A 16,705-nucleotide genomic window follows, 5' to 3' on the forward strand; every position below is an offset into this window, starting at 1 on the left:
ACACGCGGAAGCCGGTGCCGGTCACCCAAGTGGGCGTCGGCACCGGCTCGTTGGCGGTCCTGCCGGTCCGATCAGCCGACCAGGTTGTCGGCCAGCTCCTCGCCGAGGTTGGCGTCCGTACCGGCGATGCCGAGGTCCGAGGCCCGCTTGTCGGCCATGGCCAGCAGGCGGCGGATGCGTCCGGCGACGGCGTCCTTGGTCAGCGGCGGGTCGGCGAGGGCGCCCAGCTCCTCCAGAGAGGCCTGCTTGTGCTCCATGCGCAGGCGCCCCGCGGCGGCGAGGTGCTCGGGCACGTCGTCGGCGAGGATCTCCAGGGCGCGCTGCACCCGGGCGCCCGCGGCGACGGCGGCGCGGGCGGAGCGGCGCAGATTGGCGTCGTCGAAGTTGGCGAGCCGGTTGGCGGTGGCGCGGACCTCGCGCCGCAGCCGGCGCTCCTCCCAGGCCAGCACCGAGTCGTGGGCGCCGAGCCGGGTGAGCAGGGCGCCGATCGCGTCGCCGTCGCGGACCACGACCCGGTCCACGCCGCGTACCTCGCGGGCCTTGGCGGGGATCGACAGCCTGCGGGCTGCGCCGACCAGGGCGAGCGCCGCCTCGGGGCCCGGGCAGGTCACCTCCAGGGAGGAGGAGCGGCCGGGCTCGGTCAGCGAGCCGTGTGCCAGGAAGGCCCCGCGCCAGGCGGCCTCGGCGTCGCAGGTGGCGCCCGAGACCACCTGCGGCGGCAGGCCCCGGATCGGGCGTCCCCGGCCGTCCACGAGGCCGGTCTGCCGGGCCAGCTGGTCACCGCCCGCGACCACCCGGACGACGAAGCGCGAACCGCGGCGCAGCCCGCCCGGAGCCATCACGATCAGCTCCGAGCCGTGCCCGAAGATCTCCAGGATGTCCCGCTTGAGCCGTCGAGCCGCGTTCCCGGTGTCCAGCTCCGCCTCGATCACGATGCGTCCGCTCACCAGGTGGAGGCCGCCGGCGAACCGCAGGACGGCGGAGACCTCCGCCTTTCTGCAGCAGGTCCGGGTGACGGGGAGCTGGGAGATCTCGCTCTTCACCGCTGCCGTCATCGCCATGGGCCGATCCTTCCATGCATCCGAAAAATACGGTCGTACGCGGCGGCCAGCAGCTCCGGGTCGTGCCTCGGGGTCCCGTCGGTCCGGGCGACCGGAGCCAGTTCGACCGCGGCGCCGAACCGTTTCGCGGCGTCGGTGAGCGAGTCACGGTCGGGCACGGCGGCCTCGTCGGCCAGCACCACGTCCAGGGCGAGTTTAGGGGCGTGTCGTCCCAAAACCTCCAAATGACGCTGCGGGGAGAAGCCCTCAGTTTCTCCGGGCTGCGGGGCGAGGTTCAGCGAGAGCACCCGGCGCGCCTTCGTCTCGACCAGCGCGTCCAGCAGATCCGGCACGAGCAGGTGCGGGATGACCGAGGAGAACCAGGAGCCGGGGCCGAGCACCACCCAGTCGGCGTCCAGGACGGCGTCGACCGCCTCGTGGACGGCCGGCGGGTCGCTGGGCACCAGGTGCACGGACTGCACCTCGCCGGGGGTGAGCGCCACGGTCGCCTGCCCCCGTACGGTGTCCACCGCGTCGGGCCGCTCCGGGTCGTGGCCCCTGACCAGGGCCTGAAGCTCCAGCGGGACGGCGGACATGGGCAGCACCCGCCCGTGTGCGCCGAGCAGCTTGCCCACCAGGTCCAGCGCCTGGACGTGGTCGCCGAGCTGCTCCCACAGGGCGACGATCAGCAGATTGCCGACCGCGTGTTCGTGCAGGTCGCCCTGGGACTGGAAGCGGTGCTGGATGACGCGGGCCCAGGTCTGGCCCCAGTCGTCGTCGCCGCACAGCGCGGCCAGCGCCTTGCGCAGGTCGCCGGGCGGCAGGACGCCCAGCTCGTCGCGCAGGCGCCCGCTGGAGCCGCCGTCGTCGGCGACGGTGACGACGGCGGTGAGGTCGCCGGTGATCCGGCGCAGCGCGGCGAGCGAGGCGGACAGGCCCATGCCGCCGCCGAGCGCGACGACCTTGGGCTGGGCGCCCCGGCGGCGCGGCTTCCCGCCGCGCGCCTGTTCGGGCCGGGCGGCCCGGGCGTCCGCGGGTCTGCCGCCGCGTCCCTCGGGCACCACCCGGCGCAGCCTGCTCAGCCGCGGAGTACGTCCTGTCATTCCCCTGTCATTCCCGTCCCATGTCCCGGTGGACGACCACCGTCTCCACGCCCTCGGCGGCGAGCCGGGCGGCGAGCTTCTCCGACATGGCCACGGACCGGTGCTTGCCGCCGGTGCAGCCGACGGCGACGGTCACATAGCGCTTGCCCTCCCGACGGTAGCCCGCGGCGATCAGCTGGAGCAGCTCGGCATAGCGGTCGAGGAACTCCTTGGCCCCGGGTTGGTTGAGGACGTAGCTCGACACCTCCTCGTTGAGGCCGGTGAAGGGGCGCAGCTCCGGGACCCAGTGCGGGTTGGGCAGGAAGCGCATGTCGACGACGAGGTCGGCGTCGACCGGGAGGCCGTACTTGAAGCCGAAGGACATCACCGTGGCCCGCAGCTCGGGCTCCTCCTCGCCGGCGAACTGGGCGTCCATCTTGGCGCGCAGCTCGTGGACGTTGAGGCTGGAGGTGTCGATCACCAGGTCGGCGTCGCCGCGCAGCTCGCGCAGGAGCGCGCGCTCGGCGGCGATGCCGTCGACGATCCGGCCGTCGCCCTGGAGGGGGTGCGGGCGGCGCACCGACTCGAAGCGGCGGACCAGGGCGTCGTCCGAGGACTCCAGGAAGACGATCCGGCGGGTGACGCCGCGGGCGTCGAGGTCCGCGAGGGACTCGCGCAGATTGTCGAAGAAGCGCCGGCCGCGGACGTCGACGACCACCGCGATGCGGGCCACGTTGCCCTGGGAGCGGGCGCCGAGCTCCACCATGGTGGGGATCAGGGCGGGCGGCAGGTTGTCGACGACGAACCAGCCGAGGTCCTCCAGGCACTTGGCGGCCGTCGAGCGGCCGGCCCCGGACATGCCGGAGATGATCACCAGCTCGGGGATGGCCGCCTCGTGCGCCCCGGCTGTTTCCTTGCCCGTACTCACCTGTGCTCCGTCGTCGCGGGTCTGTTCCCGTTCGGCTGTGTGCCCGGTCGGTTCTCGTCCCGTCGCGGGCTGTGTCTGTTCTCGTCCCGCTGCGGGCCGTGCCTCGTGCTCGGTCATCTCTCCTGCCCCCGTCGTTCGTCCGGGGTACCCGCGGACACGGGCTCCCCCGGGGCATCCGCCGTCGTCTCGGGTGCCCCGTCCTCCTCATCCATGATCTCTCCGGTCGCCGTGTTCACGGCGGGCGCGGCCGGGGTGGCCCGGGCTAGGGCCACGGCGACGGTCTCGGCCGTCTTGCGGCCTATGCCGGGCACCTCGCAGATCTGGTCGATCGTCGCCGACCGCAGCTTCTTCACCGAACCGAAGTGCTTGATCAGCGCCTGCTTGCGGGTCTCCCCCAGACCGGGCACGTCGTCCAGCGGACTGGAGCGGAATCGCTTGGCGCGCTTGGCACGCTGGTAGGTGATCGCGAAGCGGTGGGCCTCGTCGCGGACCCGCTGCAGCAGGTAGAGGCCCTCGCTGGTGCGGGGCAGGACGACCGGGTCGTCCTCGCGGGGCAGCCAGACCTCCTCCAGCCGCTTGGCGAGACCGCACACGGCGATGTCGTCGATGCCCAGCTCGTCCAGCGCCCGCTGGGCGGCCGCGACCTGCGGCTGCCCGCCGTCGACGACGACGAGCTGCGGCGGGTAGGCGAACCGCTTGGGCCGGCCGTCGTCGTCCTTGAGCGCGGGGCCGTCCGTGAGTGCCGCAGCGTCGTCCGCGGCGCCCGCACCGTCCACGCCGTCCGCCTGCCGGTCGCCGTCGGTCAGTCCCTCGCCGTCCGCCCACTCGCCGGTCTTCTCCTTCTCGGCGAGGTAGCGGCGGAAGCGGCGGGTGATGACCTCGTGCATGGAACGGACGTCGTCCTGTCCCTCGAAGCCCTTGATCTGGAACCGCCGGTATTCGCTCTTCCGGGCCAGCCCGTCCTCGAAGACGACCATGGAGGCCACGACGTCGTCGCCCTGCAGGTGCGAGATGTCGTAGCACTCGATCCGCAGCGGGGCGCTGTCGAGGTCGAGGGCCTCGGCGATCTCCTCCAGCGCGCGCGAGCGCGTCGTCAGGTCGGAGGCGCGCTTGGTCTTGTGCAGGACGAGGGACTGCTGTGCGTTGCGCTGGACGGTCTCCATCAGCGCCTTCTTGTCGCCGCGCTGCGGGATGCGCAGCGACACTCCCGACCCGCGCCGCTCGGTCAGCCACTGCTGGACGGGCTCCACCGGGTCGGGCAGCGCGGGGACCAGGACCTCCTTGGGGACGGCGTCGCCGCTCTCCTCGCCGTACAGCTGCTGGAGGGCGTGCTCGACGAGGGCGCCGGTGGTGATCTCCTCCACCTTGTCGGTGACCCAGCCGCGCTGACCGCGCACGCGTCCGCCGCGTACGTGGAAGATCTGGACGGCCGCCTCCAGCTCGTCCTCGGCGACGGCGATCAGGTCGGCGTCGGTGGCGTCGGCGAGCACCACCGCGCTCTTCTCCATGGCCTTCTTGAGGGCCCCGATGTCGTCCCGCAGGCGCGCCGCCCGCTCGTACTCCATGTCCTCGGCCGCCTCGGCCATCTGCCGCTCCAGGCGCCGCAGGTAGGTACCGGTGCGGCCGGCCATGAAGTCGCAGAACTCGTCGGCCAGGTCCCAGTGGTCGTCGGGGGTGATGCGGCCGACGCAGGGCGCCGAGCACTTGCCGATGTAGCCGAGCAGGCAGGGGCGGCCGGTGCGGGCGGCGTTCTTGAAGACGCCCGCGGAGCAGGTGCGCACCGGGAAGACGCGCAGCAGGAGGTCGACCGTGTCGCGGATCGCCCAGGCGTGCCCGTAGGGCCCGAAGTAGCGCACGCCCTTCTTCTTCTGGCCGCGCATCACCTGGACGCGCGGGAACTCCTCGTTCATCGTCACCGCGAGGTACGGGTAGCTCTTGTCGTCGCGGTACTTGACGTTGAACCGGGGGTCGTACTCCTTGATCCAGGAGTACTCCAGCTGCAGCGCCTCGACCTCCGTGGACACCACCGTCCATTCCACGGACGCGGCCGTCGTGACCATGGTGCGGGTGCGCGGGTGCAGGTTCGCCAGGTCCTGGAAGTAGTTCGCCAGGCGCTGGCGCAGGCTCTTCGCCTTTCCGACGTAGATCACCCGGCGGTGCTCGTCACGGAACCTGTACACCCCCGGGGAGTCCGGGATCTCTCCCGGCCTGGGGCGGTAGCTGGAGGGGTCGGCCATGACTCACACCCTACTGGCGCGGACCGACACTTCGGCGGGGCTGTGGACGACGGGCCGGGCCCCTGTGGACAGCCCGCGGGGATGGGGCGGTGAGGACGGTGCGGGGCCGGTCGGTCACGCCGGGTGGCCCCCGGGGCGGCGGGCCCGTGCGTTCTCGGCCAGGAGCGCACGACGGTCGGGCGCCAGGTGTTGTCGGGACTAGGCCAACACGCTTCAATGCGGGGGGACTCGGGGCCCTGAAGCGCGGCGTACGGATGTGAAGACCTCTGCGCCGCGACGGGGGCGGGCGGCCCCGGCCGATCCGTGACGACGGTCTGACCAGCCGTCGTGAACTTCACAGAAGGGCCCCTGCATGCCGCACGCCACACAGCACGCGGACGTCGCCACCGCGCAACTCGACTCCGCCCTGCGCGGTGGCCCCTTCCACGTCGCCCTGCGGGCGGCGATCGCCGCCCGCGGACTGCCGTTGCAGCGCGTGCAGCACCATCTGTCGCGCCACGGGGTGAAGGTGGGCGTCACGAGTCTGAGCTACTGGCAGCAGGGCGCCAGGCGTCCGCAGCGTCCGGAGTCCCTGCGGGCCGTGCGGGCATTGGAGGAGATACTCCAGTTGCCCGAGGAGTCGCTGATACGCCTGCTCTCCGAGGCCGACGCGGAGACCGCGGACCGACGGCCCGCGGGCCGCTCCTACCGCGCCCACCTGGCGGCCTCGGGCGTCCTGGACCGGCTGCTGGCCGAGCTGGGGCACCCGGCGCCGGACGGCGGGGTGCACACCCTCGGGCACCACGAACGGATCCGGATCGGGTCCGGCCGTGAGCTGGCGGAACGCGAGTCGCACCTCATCGTCCGCGCCCACCGCGACGGCGTCGACCGCTTCGTCGCCGTCCATTACGGCGATCCGGGATGCGTCCCCGCGCGGATGGCCGTCCACGCGCTGGAGAACTGCCGCACGGGACGCGTCCGCACGCACGACGAGACGGGTGTCCTCGTGACGGAGCTGCTCTTCGACACCCGTCTGCGAGCGGGCGACACCCACCTCTTCCGCTACGGCGTCGAGGACGGCACGGCCGGTGTGTCGCGCGAGTACGTCCGCGGGTTCGGCACGGCGGGCGGGCAGTACGCGCTCCAGGTGCGGTTCGACGTCGCGGCCCTTCCGGTGCGCTGCCACCGGTTCACGCAGCACTCCCCGGCGGCCCCGCGCGGCGGCCGGCAGGAGCTGGTGCTCAGCGGACGGCACCATTCGGTGCACCTCGTGGAGCCGCGGGTCAGGTCGGGGATGCTGGGGATCGGCTGGGACTGGGAGTAGGGCGCCCGGGAGGGCGCGGCCCCTGCCGGTCAGGTCCCCGGGCTCGCGACGATCCGGCCCTGCTTCACCTCGACGGGCAGTTCGACGAGTGGCACGGTCGCGGGGGCGTGCAGCACCTCACCGGTACGGGCGTCGAACTCGCTGCCGTGGCAATCGCAGACGAGCTTGGTCCCCTCCAGCTTCTTGATGGGGCACCCCGCGTGCGTGCACACCGTGCTGAACGCCTTCAGGGAGCCGTCCGCGGCCCGGCTGACCACCACGTTGCCGTCCGGGAAGAGCTTGGTCGCGCCCTTGGCGACCTCCCCGTCCGGACCGAGGTCCACGGGCGCGGTCGGCTTGGTCGGCGCGGCACCGTCCTCGCCCGGGGAGCAGGCGGCCAGGCCGAGGCCGACAACGGGCGTGGCGGCCGCCGAACGCAGGACGGTACGGCGGCTCGGGGCGGGACGGCCGGACATGGGATCTCCACTGGTCGGGACGGGCAGGGGCGGGGTGCGCGGGTGCGGCGTGCGGGTGCGGCGTGCGGGTGCGGCGTGCGGGTGCAGGGCGACGATATCCGGCGACCCGGGCGGTCCCGCGGGCCGGGGGCCCGGGCGCGAAGGTTTCCACCGGGGTCTCCGGTGAGGCCTCCGACGGGGTCGCGTAAACGCTTGCGCAAGCGTTTACGCGGCCCCGGGACATGGGGTACGGTCCGGCCACGGCCCGACCGCACGCGAAGGGGGACGCCGGTGGCGACCATGGCCGATGTCGCACGGAGCGCCGGGGTGTCCGTGGCGACCGTCTCACACGTGCTCAACGACACCCGCCCGGTGCTGCCGCACACCCGCCAGGCGGTGCTGGACGCCGTCGAGGAGCTGGGCTACACACCGAACACCCTGGCCCGCTCCCTGGTGACCTCCCGCACCCGCTCCATCGGACTCGCGGTGTCGGCGATCAGCAACCCGTACTTCACGGAGATCCTTCAGGGCGTCGAGGCCAGTGCCCTGGAGCACGGTTACAGCCTGCTCATCGCCGATCCGCACGACGACCCCGGGCACGAGCGCAAGGTGGTCCAGCTGCTGCACGAGCGGCGGGTGGACGGCATGATCGTCGCGCCCTCCGCCGAGCCCCGGGATCTCGTCGCCTACCTCACGCGCCACCGGGTGCCGGCCGTGTTCCTCGACCGGATCGTCGACGTGCCGGAGGGCGAAAACGCCCCGCGCTTCGACCAGGTCTGCGCCGAGAGCGCCGAGCCGACGACCCGGCTGGTGGGCCATCTCGCCGGACTGGGGCACCGCCGGATCGGCCTGGTCGCGGGCCGGCCGGGGCTCAGCACCACCCGCGAGCGGATCACCGGGTACCGGCACGGCCTGGCCGCCGCCGGGCTGCCGTTCGACGAGCGGCTGCTGGTGCACGGCGACTCCGAGGCGGCCGGCGGCGAACGGGCCACGGCGGACCTGCTCTCCCTGGCGGTGCCGCCCACCGCGCTGGTCACCGCCAACAACGCGATGACCATCGGCGCCCTGCGCGCCCTGCGGGACCGGGGTCTGTCCGTGCCCGGTGACCTCGCGCTGTGCTGCTTCGACGACTTCGCCTGGGCGGACCTCTTCTCTCCCCGGCTCACCGCCGTCGCCCAGCCCAGCAGGGACATCGGCGCGCTGGCCGTCCGGCTGCTCCTCGAACGGCTCGCCGCACCGGACCGGCCCGCGCGGACCCTGCGGCTGCCCTGCGCCTTCGTCCACCGCGACTCCTGCGGCTGCGCCGAGCAGCCCGCACCGCTCTCCGTGCAGTCCGGACAAGCCCATGCCAAGGCCCACGAAAGGACCCTCCCGTGATCGTCGTCGCCGGTGAGGCACTGATCGACCTGGTACCGCAGGGCACGGGCGCCCTCGCCGCGCTGCGGCCCGCGCTCGGCGGCGGCCCGTACAACACGGCCGTCGCACTGGGCCGCCTCGGCTCGCCCACCGCGTTCTGCTCCCGGGTGTCGTACGACGCCTTCGGCGAGGCGTTGCTGGACCGGCTGCGCGAGACCGGCGTGGACGTCTCGCCGGTGCAGCGCGGGGCCGAGCCGACCACTCTCGCCGTGGCCTCGCTCGACGCGCACGGCTCGGCCGCGTACTCCTTCTACGTGGACGGGACGGCCGACCGGCTGTTCTCGCTGCCCGCCGGTCTGCCGCCCGGTACCCGGGCCGTCTCCTTCGGGACCTGTTCCCTGGTGCTGGAGCCGGGCGCGAGCGCGTACGAGGAACTGCTGCGCGAGACGGCCGCGCGGGGCGTGTTCACGGCCCTGGACCCGAACATCCGGGCCGGGCTGATCCCGGACCCGGACGCCTACCGGGCCCGGTTCAAGAGCTGGCTGCCGTCGGTGTCGCTGCTGAAGCTGTCCGCCGAGGACGCCGAGTGGCTCGGCGGCACACCCCGTGAGTGGCTCGCGGCGGGACCGGCGGCGGTCGTGGTCACCCGGGGCGGCGACGGCCTGACGGCGTTCACCCGGGACGGGGGCGAGTACACGGTGCCGGGCGAGCGCGTCGAGGTGGTGGACACGATCGGGGCGGGCGACACGGTGAACGCGGCGCTCCTGCACGGCCTCGCGGCACGGGACGCCCTCGGTGAGCGCGCCGTGGCCGCCCTGGGCCCTGACGGCTGGGCGGGGCTGCTGGGCTTCGCCGCCCGCGCGGCGGCGGTCACCTGTTCCCGCGCTGGCGCGGAACCTCCGTACGCCCACGAGGTCGCCGTCTGACGGAACCGGAGCCGGGGCCGGGGCCGGGGCGGAGCCGATGTCGGCACAGGCTGCGGCTTCGGCTTCGGCTTGGGTCCGAGGTGGTCAGACCGCCCGGCGTACGGCCCGCAGGGCACCGGGGCGGCGGCCGTTCAGGCGGTCCAGGGCGGTGGCCGTGGCGTCGTCCGCGGGCAGGTACACGACGATCCGCCGGCCTTCCTCGGGCAGCGACAGCGTCTCGTGCAGCAGCCGCAGCGGTCCGGCCTCGGGGTGCTCCATGAGCAGGGTGCCGACCCGCCGGGCCGCCGCTCCGAGGTCGGAGAACCGGTCGGTGAAGGCCGCCCCGGCCGTCAGCGTCAGCTCGTCGGCGAGGTCGTTCACCTCCGGGTCCCGCAGCGGGGCCTCGTGCCGGAGCTGGGCGACCAGGTCGTCGGCCATCCGGTCCCAGTCGGGGTAGGCGACGCGCGCACGCGCGTCGGTGAACAGGTGGCGCAGCAGGTTGGGCCGCTCGCCGTCCAGCAGTCCGATCGGACCGGTCAGCCGGGCGTAGCCGCCGGTGTGGGCGAGGATGTCGCCGATCCAGTCGAGCACCACGGCGGGGGCGGGCTCCATCCGGTCCAGTACGGCCCGCACGGTGGGCCGCACACCGCTGCTGCGCGGCGGGGCCGCGGCGCAGAGCAGCGGATCGCCGCCGTCGGCCTCCTTGGTCAGGCGGCGCAGCAGCATCCGCTCCCGCAGGGACAGCTTCAGCGCGTCGGCGAGGGCGCCGAGCACCTGGACGGACGGATTGCGGTCGCGCCCCTGTTCCAGCCGGGTGAGGTACTCGACGCTGACGCCGGCGAGCGTGGCCAGTTCGGCGCGGCGCAGGCCCGGGGTACGGCGGCGGGTGCCGGCCGGGATTCCCACCTCGGCCGGGGTGACGGACTCGCGCATCCTCCGCAGGAACGTGCCCAGCTCGTTGTCGCTCACGTCAGGGAACGTACCAACGCGCGCGCGTGAAAGGGTGGCCCTGCCACTACCACGCTCGGGCCGGTCTCCCTTCGTGAGCGCTCGGCCCGCACGGTGGACGGCATGACGAACGACACCCGCACCCCCGCCGCTGACCTGCCCATCGCTCCCGGTGCGTGGGCCCTCGACCCGTTCCACTCCTCGGTGAACTTCACCATCCGCCATCTGGGCATCGCGAAGGTCCGCGGCCGCTTCACCGGATTCGACACCGAGCTCCACGTCGGTCGGACCGTCGAGGAGACCCGGGTGTCCGCGACGATCGAACTGGCCTCCATCGACACCGGGAACGCCGACCGTGACGCGCACGTACGCGCCTCCGACCTGCTCGACGTGGAGAAGCGGCCGACGATGACCTTCCGCTCGACCCGGGTTTCGGGCGCGGGCGAGGACTGGACCATGGACGGCGAGCTGACGATCGGCGACGTGACCCGTCCTGTGACACTCGCCGTGGAGTTCGGCGGGCTGGTGGACGTCCCGATGGAGGGCGCCGGCCGGCACGCCGGGTTCGAGGCGACGGGTGAGATCCGGCGCAGCGACTACGGGCTGGACTTCGCGCCGGGGCTGCTCGGAGAGGTCGTGAAGATCCAGCTCGACATGCAGTTCGTGGAGCCGGCCGGCGCCTGAGCGCCGGGCCGTGCGGACGGCGCCGGGCCCCACGGATGGTCCCGTGGGGCCCGGCGCCGTCCGGACTCAGGCCTTGCTCGTCCGCGTGGTCTTCTTCGCGGCAGGCTTGGCGGCCTTCTTGGCCGCCGTCTTGGCCGTCTTGGTGGCGGTCGTCTTCTTGGCCGTCGCCTTCTTGGCGGCCGTGCCCGTGACCGTCTTGGTGGCCGTCTTCTTGGCGCTGGCCTTGGTCGCGACCGTCTTCGCCGCCTTGCGCGGCCTGGTCACCGCGGGCGCGTCGCTGACCCGGTCGGCGCCGAGGACGTCCCGCAGGAACTTGCCGGTGTGGCTGGCGGGGACGCCCGCGACCTGCTCGGGCGTGCCCTCGGCGACCACCAGGCCACCGCCAGCGCCACCCTCGGGGCCCATGTCGACCACCCAGTCGGCGGTCTTGATCACGTCCAGGTTGTGCTCGATGACGATGACCGTGTTGCCCTTGTCGACCAGGCCGCCGAGGACCGTCAGCAGCTTGCTGATGTCCTCGAAGTGCAGACCGGTGGTCGGCTCGTCCAGGACGTAGACCGTGCGCCCGGTGGAGCGGCGCTGCAGCTCGCTGGCGAGCTTCACGCGCTGGGCCTCACCACCGGACAGGGTGGTGGCGGACTGGCCGAGCCTGACGTAGCCGAGGCCGACGTCCTTGAGGGTCTTCATGTGCCGGGAGATGGCGGGGACCGCCTCGAAGAAGTCGGTCGCCTCCTCGATCGGCATGTTCAGGACGTCGGCGATGGACTTGCCCTTGTAGTGGACCTCCAGGGTCTCCCGGTTGTACCGGGCGCCGTGGCAGACCTCGCACGGGACGTAGACGTCCGGGAGGAAGTTCATCTCGATCTTGATCGTGCCGTCGCCCGCGCAGTTCTCGCAGCGGCCGCCCTTGACGTTGAAGGAGAACCGGCCGGGCAGATAGCCCCGCACCTTCGCCTCGGTCGTCTCCGCGAACAGCTTGCGGATGTGGTCGAAGACGCCGGTGTACGTCGCCGGGTTCGACCGCGGGGTGCGGCCGATGGGCGACTGGTCGACGTGGACCACCTTGTCGACGAGGTCGTCGCCCTCCACGCGCGTGTGCCTGCCCGGGACGTTCCGCGCGCCGTTCAGTTCACGGGCCAGGTGGGTGTAGAGGATGTCGTTGACCAGCGTCGACTTGCCGGAACCCGAGACGCCGGTGACGGCCGTGAAGACGCCCAGCGGGAAGGACACGTCGATGTCCTGGAGGTTGTTCTCCCGGGCGCCGTGCACGGTCAGCCGCCGGGAGGGGTCGTGCGGGCGCCTGATGTCGGGCAGCGGGATGGCCTTCCGCCCGGACAGGTACAGGCCGGTCTGCGACTCGGCGTTGTCGAGCAGCTCCTTGACCGACCCGCTGTGCACCACCTTGCCGCCGTGCTCACCGGCGCCGGGGCCGATGTCGACGATCCAGTCGGCGACCTTGATGGTGTCCTCGTCGTGCTCGACGACGATGAGCGTGTTGCCCATGTCCCGGAGCCGGACGAGGGTCTCGATCAGCCGGTGGTTGTCGCGCTGGTGCAGGCCGATGGACGGCTCGTCGAGGACGTACAGCACGCCGACGAGTCCGGAGCCGATCTGGGTGGCCAGCCGGATGCGCTGGGCCTCGCCGCCGGAGAGGGTGCCCGCCGCGCGGTTCAGCGAGAGGTAGTCCAGGCCGACGTCGACCAGGAACCGCAGCCGTTCGTTGACCTCCTTCAGCACGCGCTCGGCGATCTTCTTGTCCCGCGCGTTGAGCGTCAGCCGGCCCAGGAAGTCCGCGCAGTCGCTGATCGACATCGCCGAGACCTCGGCGATCGACTTGTCCATGACGGTGACCGCCAGGACGAGCGGCTTGAGCCGGGTGCCCTCACAGGTGGGGCAGGGCACCTCGCGCATGTAGCCCTCGAAGCGCTCGCGGCTGGCGTCGCTCTCCGCCTCGCTGTGCCGGCGCTTGACGAAGGGGATCGCACCCTCGAAGGCCGTGGTGTACCGGCGCTCGCGGCCGTACCGGTTGCGGTAGCGGACCTCGACCTGGGTCTTGTGGCCGTACAGCAGGGCCTTGCGGGCACGCAGCGGCAGCCCCGCGAAGGGGATGTCCGTACGGAAGCCGAGCGCGTCCGCGAGGGCGCCGATCAGGCGGCCGAAGTAGTCCTTGGTGTGTCCGTGCGACCAGGGGTGGATGGCGCCCTCGTCGAGGGACTTGTCCTCGTCGGGGACGATCAGCTCCGGGTCGACCTCCATGCGCGTGCCGATGCCGGAGCAGTCGGGGCAGGCGCCGAAGGGCGAGTTGAAGGAGAAGGAGCGGGGCTCCAGCTCCTCGAAGGACAGGTCGTCGTACGGGCAGTACAGGTGCTCCGAGTACATGCGCTCGCGCTCGGGGTCGCCCTCGGGGAGGTCGACGAAGTCCAGCACGACCATGCCGCCGGACAGGCCGAGCGCGGTCTCCACGGAGTCGGTGAGACGCCGCTTGGCGGAGTCCTTCACCGTGAGGCGGTCGACGACCACCTCGATGGTGTGCTTCTCCTGCTTCTTCAGCGTGGGCGGGTTGGACAGCTGGACGGTCTCGCCGTCCACCCGCGCGCGGGAGTAGCCCTTGGTCTGGAGGTCGGCGAAGAGGTCGACGAACTCGCCCTTGCGCTCGCGCACCAGCGGCGACAGCACCTGGAAGCGGCTGCCCTCCGGCAGCTCCAGGACCTTGTCCACGATGGCCTGCGGCGACTGGCGCGAGATCGGGCGCCCGCACTCGGGGCAGTGCGGCTTGCCGATGCGGGCGAAGAGCAGGCGCAGGTAGTCGTAGACCTCCGTGATGGTGCCGACCGTCGAGCGCGGGTTGCGCGAGGTCGACTTCTGGTCGATGGAGACCGCCGGGGAGAGGCCCTCGATGAAGTCCACGTCCGGCTTGTCCATCTGGCCGAGGAACTGCCGGGCGTAGGAGGAGAGCGACTCCACGTAGCGCCGCTGGCCCTCGGCGAAGATCGTGTCGAAGGCCAGGGAGGACTTGCCCGACCCGGACAGGCCCGTGAAGACGATGAGCGAGTCACGAGGCAGGTCGAGCGAGACGTTCTTCAGGTTGTGCTCGCGCGCGCCACGGACGATGAGACGGTCGGCCACGCCGGTCCGCACCTTTCTTGAGAGAAGTGACAGGGGCGAGGCCCCCGTCTTTCTCAGACTAGGGGGAGCCACTGACAACGCCGGTCGGATTCACCAGTCGTCAACAAACCCCGACTTCCCAGCATGCCCGACGCCGCTGTCGACCTTATAGCACGTGCATTCGAATTGCGGGGGTCGTCCACAACCTTCACCCGAAGGTGTGGCGCGGTCTAGGGTCGGCAGCATGATGGATCACGCGCATGACCTGGCGTCTGTACGTGGCGCGACCGAGCGGCTGCTCACCGCGGTCGGGAAACTGGACAACGCGTCCGTGACGGAGTCGTCACGGCTTCCCGGCTGGAGTCGCGGCCACGTCCTCGCCCACCTCGCCCGCAACGCCGACGCCCTCGTGAACGTCCTCGAAGGACGCCCCATGTACGTCTCGGGCGAGGCCCGGGACGCCGACATCGAACGGGACGCCCCGCGCCCCCTCGACGCGCACCTCGCGGACGTGCGCGAGAGCGCGGCCCGGTTCCAGGACGTCTCGGCCGCCCCCGCGGACTGGTCGCGCACCGTGGAGCTGCGCAACGGGATCACGGACTCGGCCTCCAGGGTGCCGTTCCGACGGTGGGCCGAGGTGGAGCTGCACCACGTGGACCTGGGCATCGGCTACGAGCTGGAGGATCTTCCGGCGGAGTTCACCGAGCGAGAGACCGACTTCCTCGCCGCCCGGTTCGCCGGTCACCCCGAGGTGCCGCCGACCCGGCTCACGGACGGCACGCGCGCGTGGCGCACCGGACGGGAGGCGGGCGCCGCCGAGGTGACCGTCACCGGCCCCCCGGCCGACCTGCTCGGCTGGCTCGCCGGTCGCCGCGAGGGCTCGGCGCTCGGGGTGGAGGGCGGTCCGCTGCCGGCGCTGCCTCCCCTGTAGGCGGGCGAGAGGCGGCCTGCGGACGGTCCCCCGGCGATAGGCTGGCGGCCATGACGTACAGCGGAGAGGTGACGGTCGGCGGACCCGCCGACGTGCACGAGCTCAAGGACCTGATGATCACCAAGGTCGCGGTCGGCCCGATGGACAACAACGCCTATCTGCTGCGTTGCCGGGCCACCGACGAGCAACTGCTGATCGACGCCGCCAACGACGCGCACACCCTGCTCGGCACGATCGGTGACGACGGCATCGCGTCCGTCGTCACCACCCACCGCCACGCCGACCACTGGCAGGCCCTCGCCGCCGTCGTCGCGGCCACCGGCGCCCGCACCCATGCCGGCCGGCACGACGCCGAGGGCATCCCGGTGCCGACCGACGTCCTGGTCGACGACGGCGACACGATCCGGGTGGGTCAGGTGGAACTCACCGCACGCCACCTCGTCGGACACACACCGGGCTCCATCGTCCTGGTCTACGACGACCCGCACGGACATCCGCACGTGTTCACCGGGGACTGTCTCTTCCCGGGCGGTGTGGGCAACACCCACAAGGATCCGAAGGCGTTCGCCAGCCTCCTCCACGACGTGGAGACCAAGGTCTTCGCCGCGCTCCCGGACGAGACATGGGTCTACCCCGGGCACGGCAACGACACGTCGCTCGGCGCGGAGCGGCCGCACCTGCCGGAATGGCGGGCGCGCGGCTGGTGACGGCAGGGCGCGTCGGCCGCGGCCGCGGACCCGCGCCCTCGCACCTCCGTACGCACCCCGTGTGAAGCGTTCGCACACATCCGCGGTCCGCGCGCGCTCCCCGCGCACCGGTGCGGCGCGGTCGACTGGTGGCAGCCCCGCACAGGAACGACGGCTCCTGGGCGGCACGGGCCGCCGGCCTCCCGATCCCCGCCCCCCGGCCGGCGGCCCCGGCGCCTCAGGCCCGGCGCCTCAGGCCTGGGCCGAGCCCGCCCCGGCCAGGGCCGCGATCCGCTCCACGCCGAAGACGTACCCCTGCACACCGCACCCCGCCACGACTCCGTCGGCGCGCTGCGAGACGTAGGAGTGGTGCCGGAACGGCTCACGCTGGTGGATGTTGGAGATGTGGACCTCCACCACCGGCAGCCCGTCGCACGTGTTGAGCGCGTCCAGGATGGCGACGGACGTGTGCGAGTAGGCGGCGGGGTTGATCACGATCCCGCAGTGGTTCAAGCGGGCCTCGTGGATCCAGTCAACCAGTTCGCCCTCGTGGTTGGACTGCCGGAAGTCCACCGTGCCGCCGTGCGCGGCCGCCGCCTTCACACACAGCGCCTCGACGTCGGCGAGGGTGTCGGAGCCGTAGATATCGGGCTGGCGCTGGCCGAGCAGGTTCAGGTTGGGCCCGTTCAGGATCATGATCGGGGCGTTGGCCAGGGTGCGGGGCACGGTTCCTCCGGTCCGTGAGGGGTGCGGCGGCCCATGCGCGACCGCCGCTCGGTCCCCGGTCTATCACGGTGCGCCGACGGCCCGGCCCCGGCCTAGGGGTTGACGGCCAGTTCCAGGTACGCGGCGAACAGCACCAGGTGGACGCCTCCCTGCAAGGGCATGGCCCGGCCCGGCACGACCGTCAAGGAGCCCACCGGACATGCGGGGAGCGGGGGAAGGGGTCCACCGGTTCCCCCCCCCCCGGGGAGTTGGGGGTTGGAACCTCCCCCTTTCCCTTCCCCCCCTCCCCCCCCCGCTGGCCCCCCTTTCCCCCCTTCCCCCTTTTTTTCGGAAAAGGAGA

At 72.5% G+C, this 16,705-nt stretch carries 14 protein-coding genes and 1 pseudogene; 6 read left to right on the top strand and 9 right to left on the bottom strand.

Annotation, left to right across the window (positions count from 1 at the left end; all coding sequences use genetic code 11):
• Positions 1-71: 71 nt before the first annotated feature.
• The 4 genes from whiA to uvrC are packed head-to-tail and all read right to left on the bottom strand — an operon-like array spanning position 72 to position 5,287.
• Entirely contained in the window at positions 72-1,061 is a 990-nt protein-coding gene (whiA, locus tag ACZ56V_RS25335; RefSeq protein ID WP_356371952.1) for a DNA-binding protein WhiA, read from the bottom strand.
• Positions 1,052-2,143, bottom strand: coding sequence for a gluconeogenesis factor YvcK family protein (locus ACZ56V_RS25340; protein ID WP_104634928.1), 1,092 nt, complete (start codon positions 2,141-2,143; stop codon positions 1,052-1,054). The genes whiA and ACZ56V_RS25340 overlap by 10 nt, the downstream gene beginning before the upstream one ends.
• Before the next feature lie 7 nt (positions 2,144-2,150).
• Positions 2,151-3,167 (bottom strand): RNase adapter RapZ, encoded by a 1,017-nt coding sequence (gene rapZ / locus ACZ56V_RS25345; protein WP_104634927.1) that lies wholly within the window; start codon positions 3,165-3,167, stop codon positions 2,151-2,153.
• Positions 3,164-5,287, bottom strand: coding sequence for an excinuclease ABC subunit UvrC (gene uvrC / locus ACZ56V_RS25350; RefSeq protein WP_468945426.1), 2,124 nt, complete (start codon positions 5,285-5,287; stop codon positions 3,164-3,166). The genes rapZ and uvrC overlap by 4 nt, the downstream gene beginning before the upstream one ends.
• Before the next feature lie 352 nt (positions 5,288-5,639).
• Here uvrC and ACZ56V_RS25355 point away from each other — a divergent pair, with 352 nt between their 5' ends.
• The gene (locus tag ACZ56V_RS25355; protein ID WP_398912578.1) at positions 5,640-6,590 is read left to right on the top strand and encodes a hypothetical protein; all 951 of its coding nucleotides are present in this window, start codon (positions 5,640-5,642) and stop codon (positions 6,588-6,590) included.
• A 29-nt stretch (positions 6,591-6,619) separates the two neighbouring features.
• Here the strand turns inward: ACZ56V_RS25355 and ACZ56V_RS25360 are convergent, their stop codons facing one another.
• Positions 6,620-7,045: a Rieske (2Fe-2S) protein gene (locus tag ACZ56V_RS25360; RefSeq protein WP_398912579.1), complete on the bottom strand. Its 426-nt coding sequence runs from the start codon at positions 7,043-7,045 to the stop codon at positions 6,620-6,622.
• 270 nt (positions 7,046-7,315) lie between these two features.
• Here ACZ56V_RS25360 and ACZ56V_RS25365 point away from each other — a divergent pair, with 270 nt between their 5' ends.
• Together ACZ56V_RS25365 and ACZ56V_RS25370 are read left to right on the top strand one after the other, a co-directional pair.
• Positions 7,316-8,401, top strand: a complete 1,086-nt coding sequence (locus ACZ56V_RS25365; RefSeq protein WP_468945429.1) for a LacI family DNA-binding transcriptional regulator — start codon at positions 7,316-7,318, stop codon at positions 8,399-8,401.
• Complete coding sequence (locus tag ACZ56V_RS25370) at positions 8,398-9,306, top strand: carbohydrate kinase (RefSeq protein WP_398912582.1); 909 nt, start codon at positions 8,398-8,400, stop codon at positions 9,304-9,306. Before ACZ56V_RS25365 ends, ACZ56V_RS25370 begins: the two co-directional genes overlap by 4 nt.
• A gap of 84 nt (positions 9,307-9,390) precedes the next feature.
• Here ACZ56V_RS25370 and ACZ56V_RS25375 read toward each other — a convergent pair whose 3' ends face one another.
• Positions 9,391-10,254, bottom strand: a complete 864-nt coding sequence (locus ACZ56V_RS25375; RefSeq protein ID WP_468945433.1) for a helix-turn-helix domain-containing protein — start codon at positions 10,252-10,254, stop codon at positions 9,391-9,393.
• A 102-nt stretch (positions 10,255-10,356) separates the two neighbouring features.
• On the opposite strand from ACZ56V_RS25375, the gene ACZ56V_RS25380 reads away from it, so the two are divergent.
• Positions 10,357-10,917: a YceI family protein gene (locus tag ACZ56V_RS25380; RefSeq protein WP_467382936.1), complete on the top strand. Its 561-nt coding sequence runs from the start codon at positions 10,357-10,359 to the stop codon at positions 10,915-10,917.
• A 66-nt stretch (positions 10,918-10,983) separates the two neighbouring features.
• Here the strand turns inward: ACZ56V_RS25380 and uvrA are convergent, their stop codons facing one another.
• Entirely contained in the window at positions 10,984-14,043 is a 3,060-nt protein-coding gene (gene uvrA / locus ACZ56V_RS25385) for an excinuclease ABC subunit UvrA (protein ID WP_467382938.1), read from the bottom strand.
• 223 nt (positions 14,044-14,266) lie between these two features.
• Between uvrA and ACZ56V_RS25390 the strand changes: the two genes are divergently transcribed.
• Together ACZ56V_RS25390 and ACZ56V_RS25395 are read left to right on the top strand one after the other, a co-directional pair.
• A complete protein-coding gene (locus ACZ56V_RS25390; protein WP_468945436.1) occupies positions 14,267-14,953 on the top strand; it encodes a maleylpyruvate isomerase family mycothiol-dependent enzyme in 687 nt (228 codons plus the stop codon).
• A 50-nt stretch (positions 14,954-15,003) separates the two neighbouring features.
• The gene (locus ACZ56V_RS25395; RefSeq protein ID WP_398912590.1) at positions 15,004-15,660 is read left to right on the top strand and encodes an MBL fold metallo-hydrolase; all 657 of its coding nucleotides are present in this window, start codon (positions 15,004-15,006) and stop codon (positions 15,658-15,660) included.
• A 231-nt stretch (positions 15,661-15,891) separates the two neighbouring features.
• Here ACZ56V_RS25395 and aroQ read toward each other — a convergent pair whose 3' ends face one another.
• Together aroQ and ACZ56V_RS25405 are read right to left on the bottom strand one after the other, a co-directional pair.
• Entirely contained in the window at positions 15,892-16,365 is a 474-nt protein-coding gene (gene aroQ / locus ACZ56V_RS25400) for a type II 3-dehydroquinate dehydratase (RefSeq protein WP_468945439.1), read from the bottom strand.
• Positions 16,366-16,457: 92 nt separating this feature from the next.
• Positions 16,458-16,625 (bottom strand): annotated as a pseudogene (locus ACZ56V_RS25405) (ionic transporter y4hA); the annotation flags it as partial.
• Between the last annotated feature and the right edge of the window lie 80 nt (positions 16,626-16,705).

Source organism: Streptomyces sp. NPDC034099, assembly GCF_055575415.1.

Bases quoted from the DNA above. Each gene is read 5' to 3' on its own strand.
- ACZ56V_RS25395 (WP_398912590.1), top strand. From the start codon at position 15,004: ATGACGTACAGCGGAGAGGTGACGGTCGGCGGACCCGCCGACGTGCAC.
- ACZ56V_RS25355 (WP_398912578.1), top strand. From the start codon at position 5,640: ATGCCGCACGCCACACAGCACGCGGACGTCGCCACCGCGCAACTCGAC.
- rapZ (WP_104634927.1), bottom strand. From the start codon at position 3,167: ATGACCGAGCACGAGGCACGGCCCGCAGCGGGACGAGAACAGACACAG.
- ACZ56V_RS25380 (WP_467382936.1), top strand. From the start codon at position 10,357: ATGACGAACGACACCCGCACCCCCGCCGCTGACCTGCCCATCGCTCCC.
- ACZ56V_RS25340 (WP_104634928.1), bottom strand. From the start codon at position 2,143: ATGACAGGACGTACTCCGCGGCTGAGCAGGCTGCGCCGGGTGGTGCCC.
- whiA (WP_356371952.1), bottom strand. From the start codon at position 1,061: ATGGCGATGACGGCAGCGGTGAAGAGCGAGATCTCCCAGCTCCCCGTC.
- ACZ56V_RS25360 (WP_398912579.1), bottom strand. From the start codon at position 7,045: ATGTCCGGCCGTCCCGCCCCGAGCCGCCGTACCGTCCTGCGTTCGGCG.
- uvrC (WP_468945426.1), bottom strand. From the start codon at position 5,287: ATGGCCGACCCCTCCAGCTACCGCCCCAGGCCGGGAGAGATCCCGGAC.
- ACZ56V_RS25390 (WP_468945436.1), top strand. From the start codon at position 14,267: ATGATGGATCACGCGCATGACCTGGCGTCTGTACGTGGCGCGACCGAG.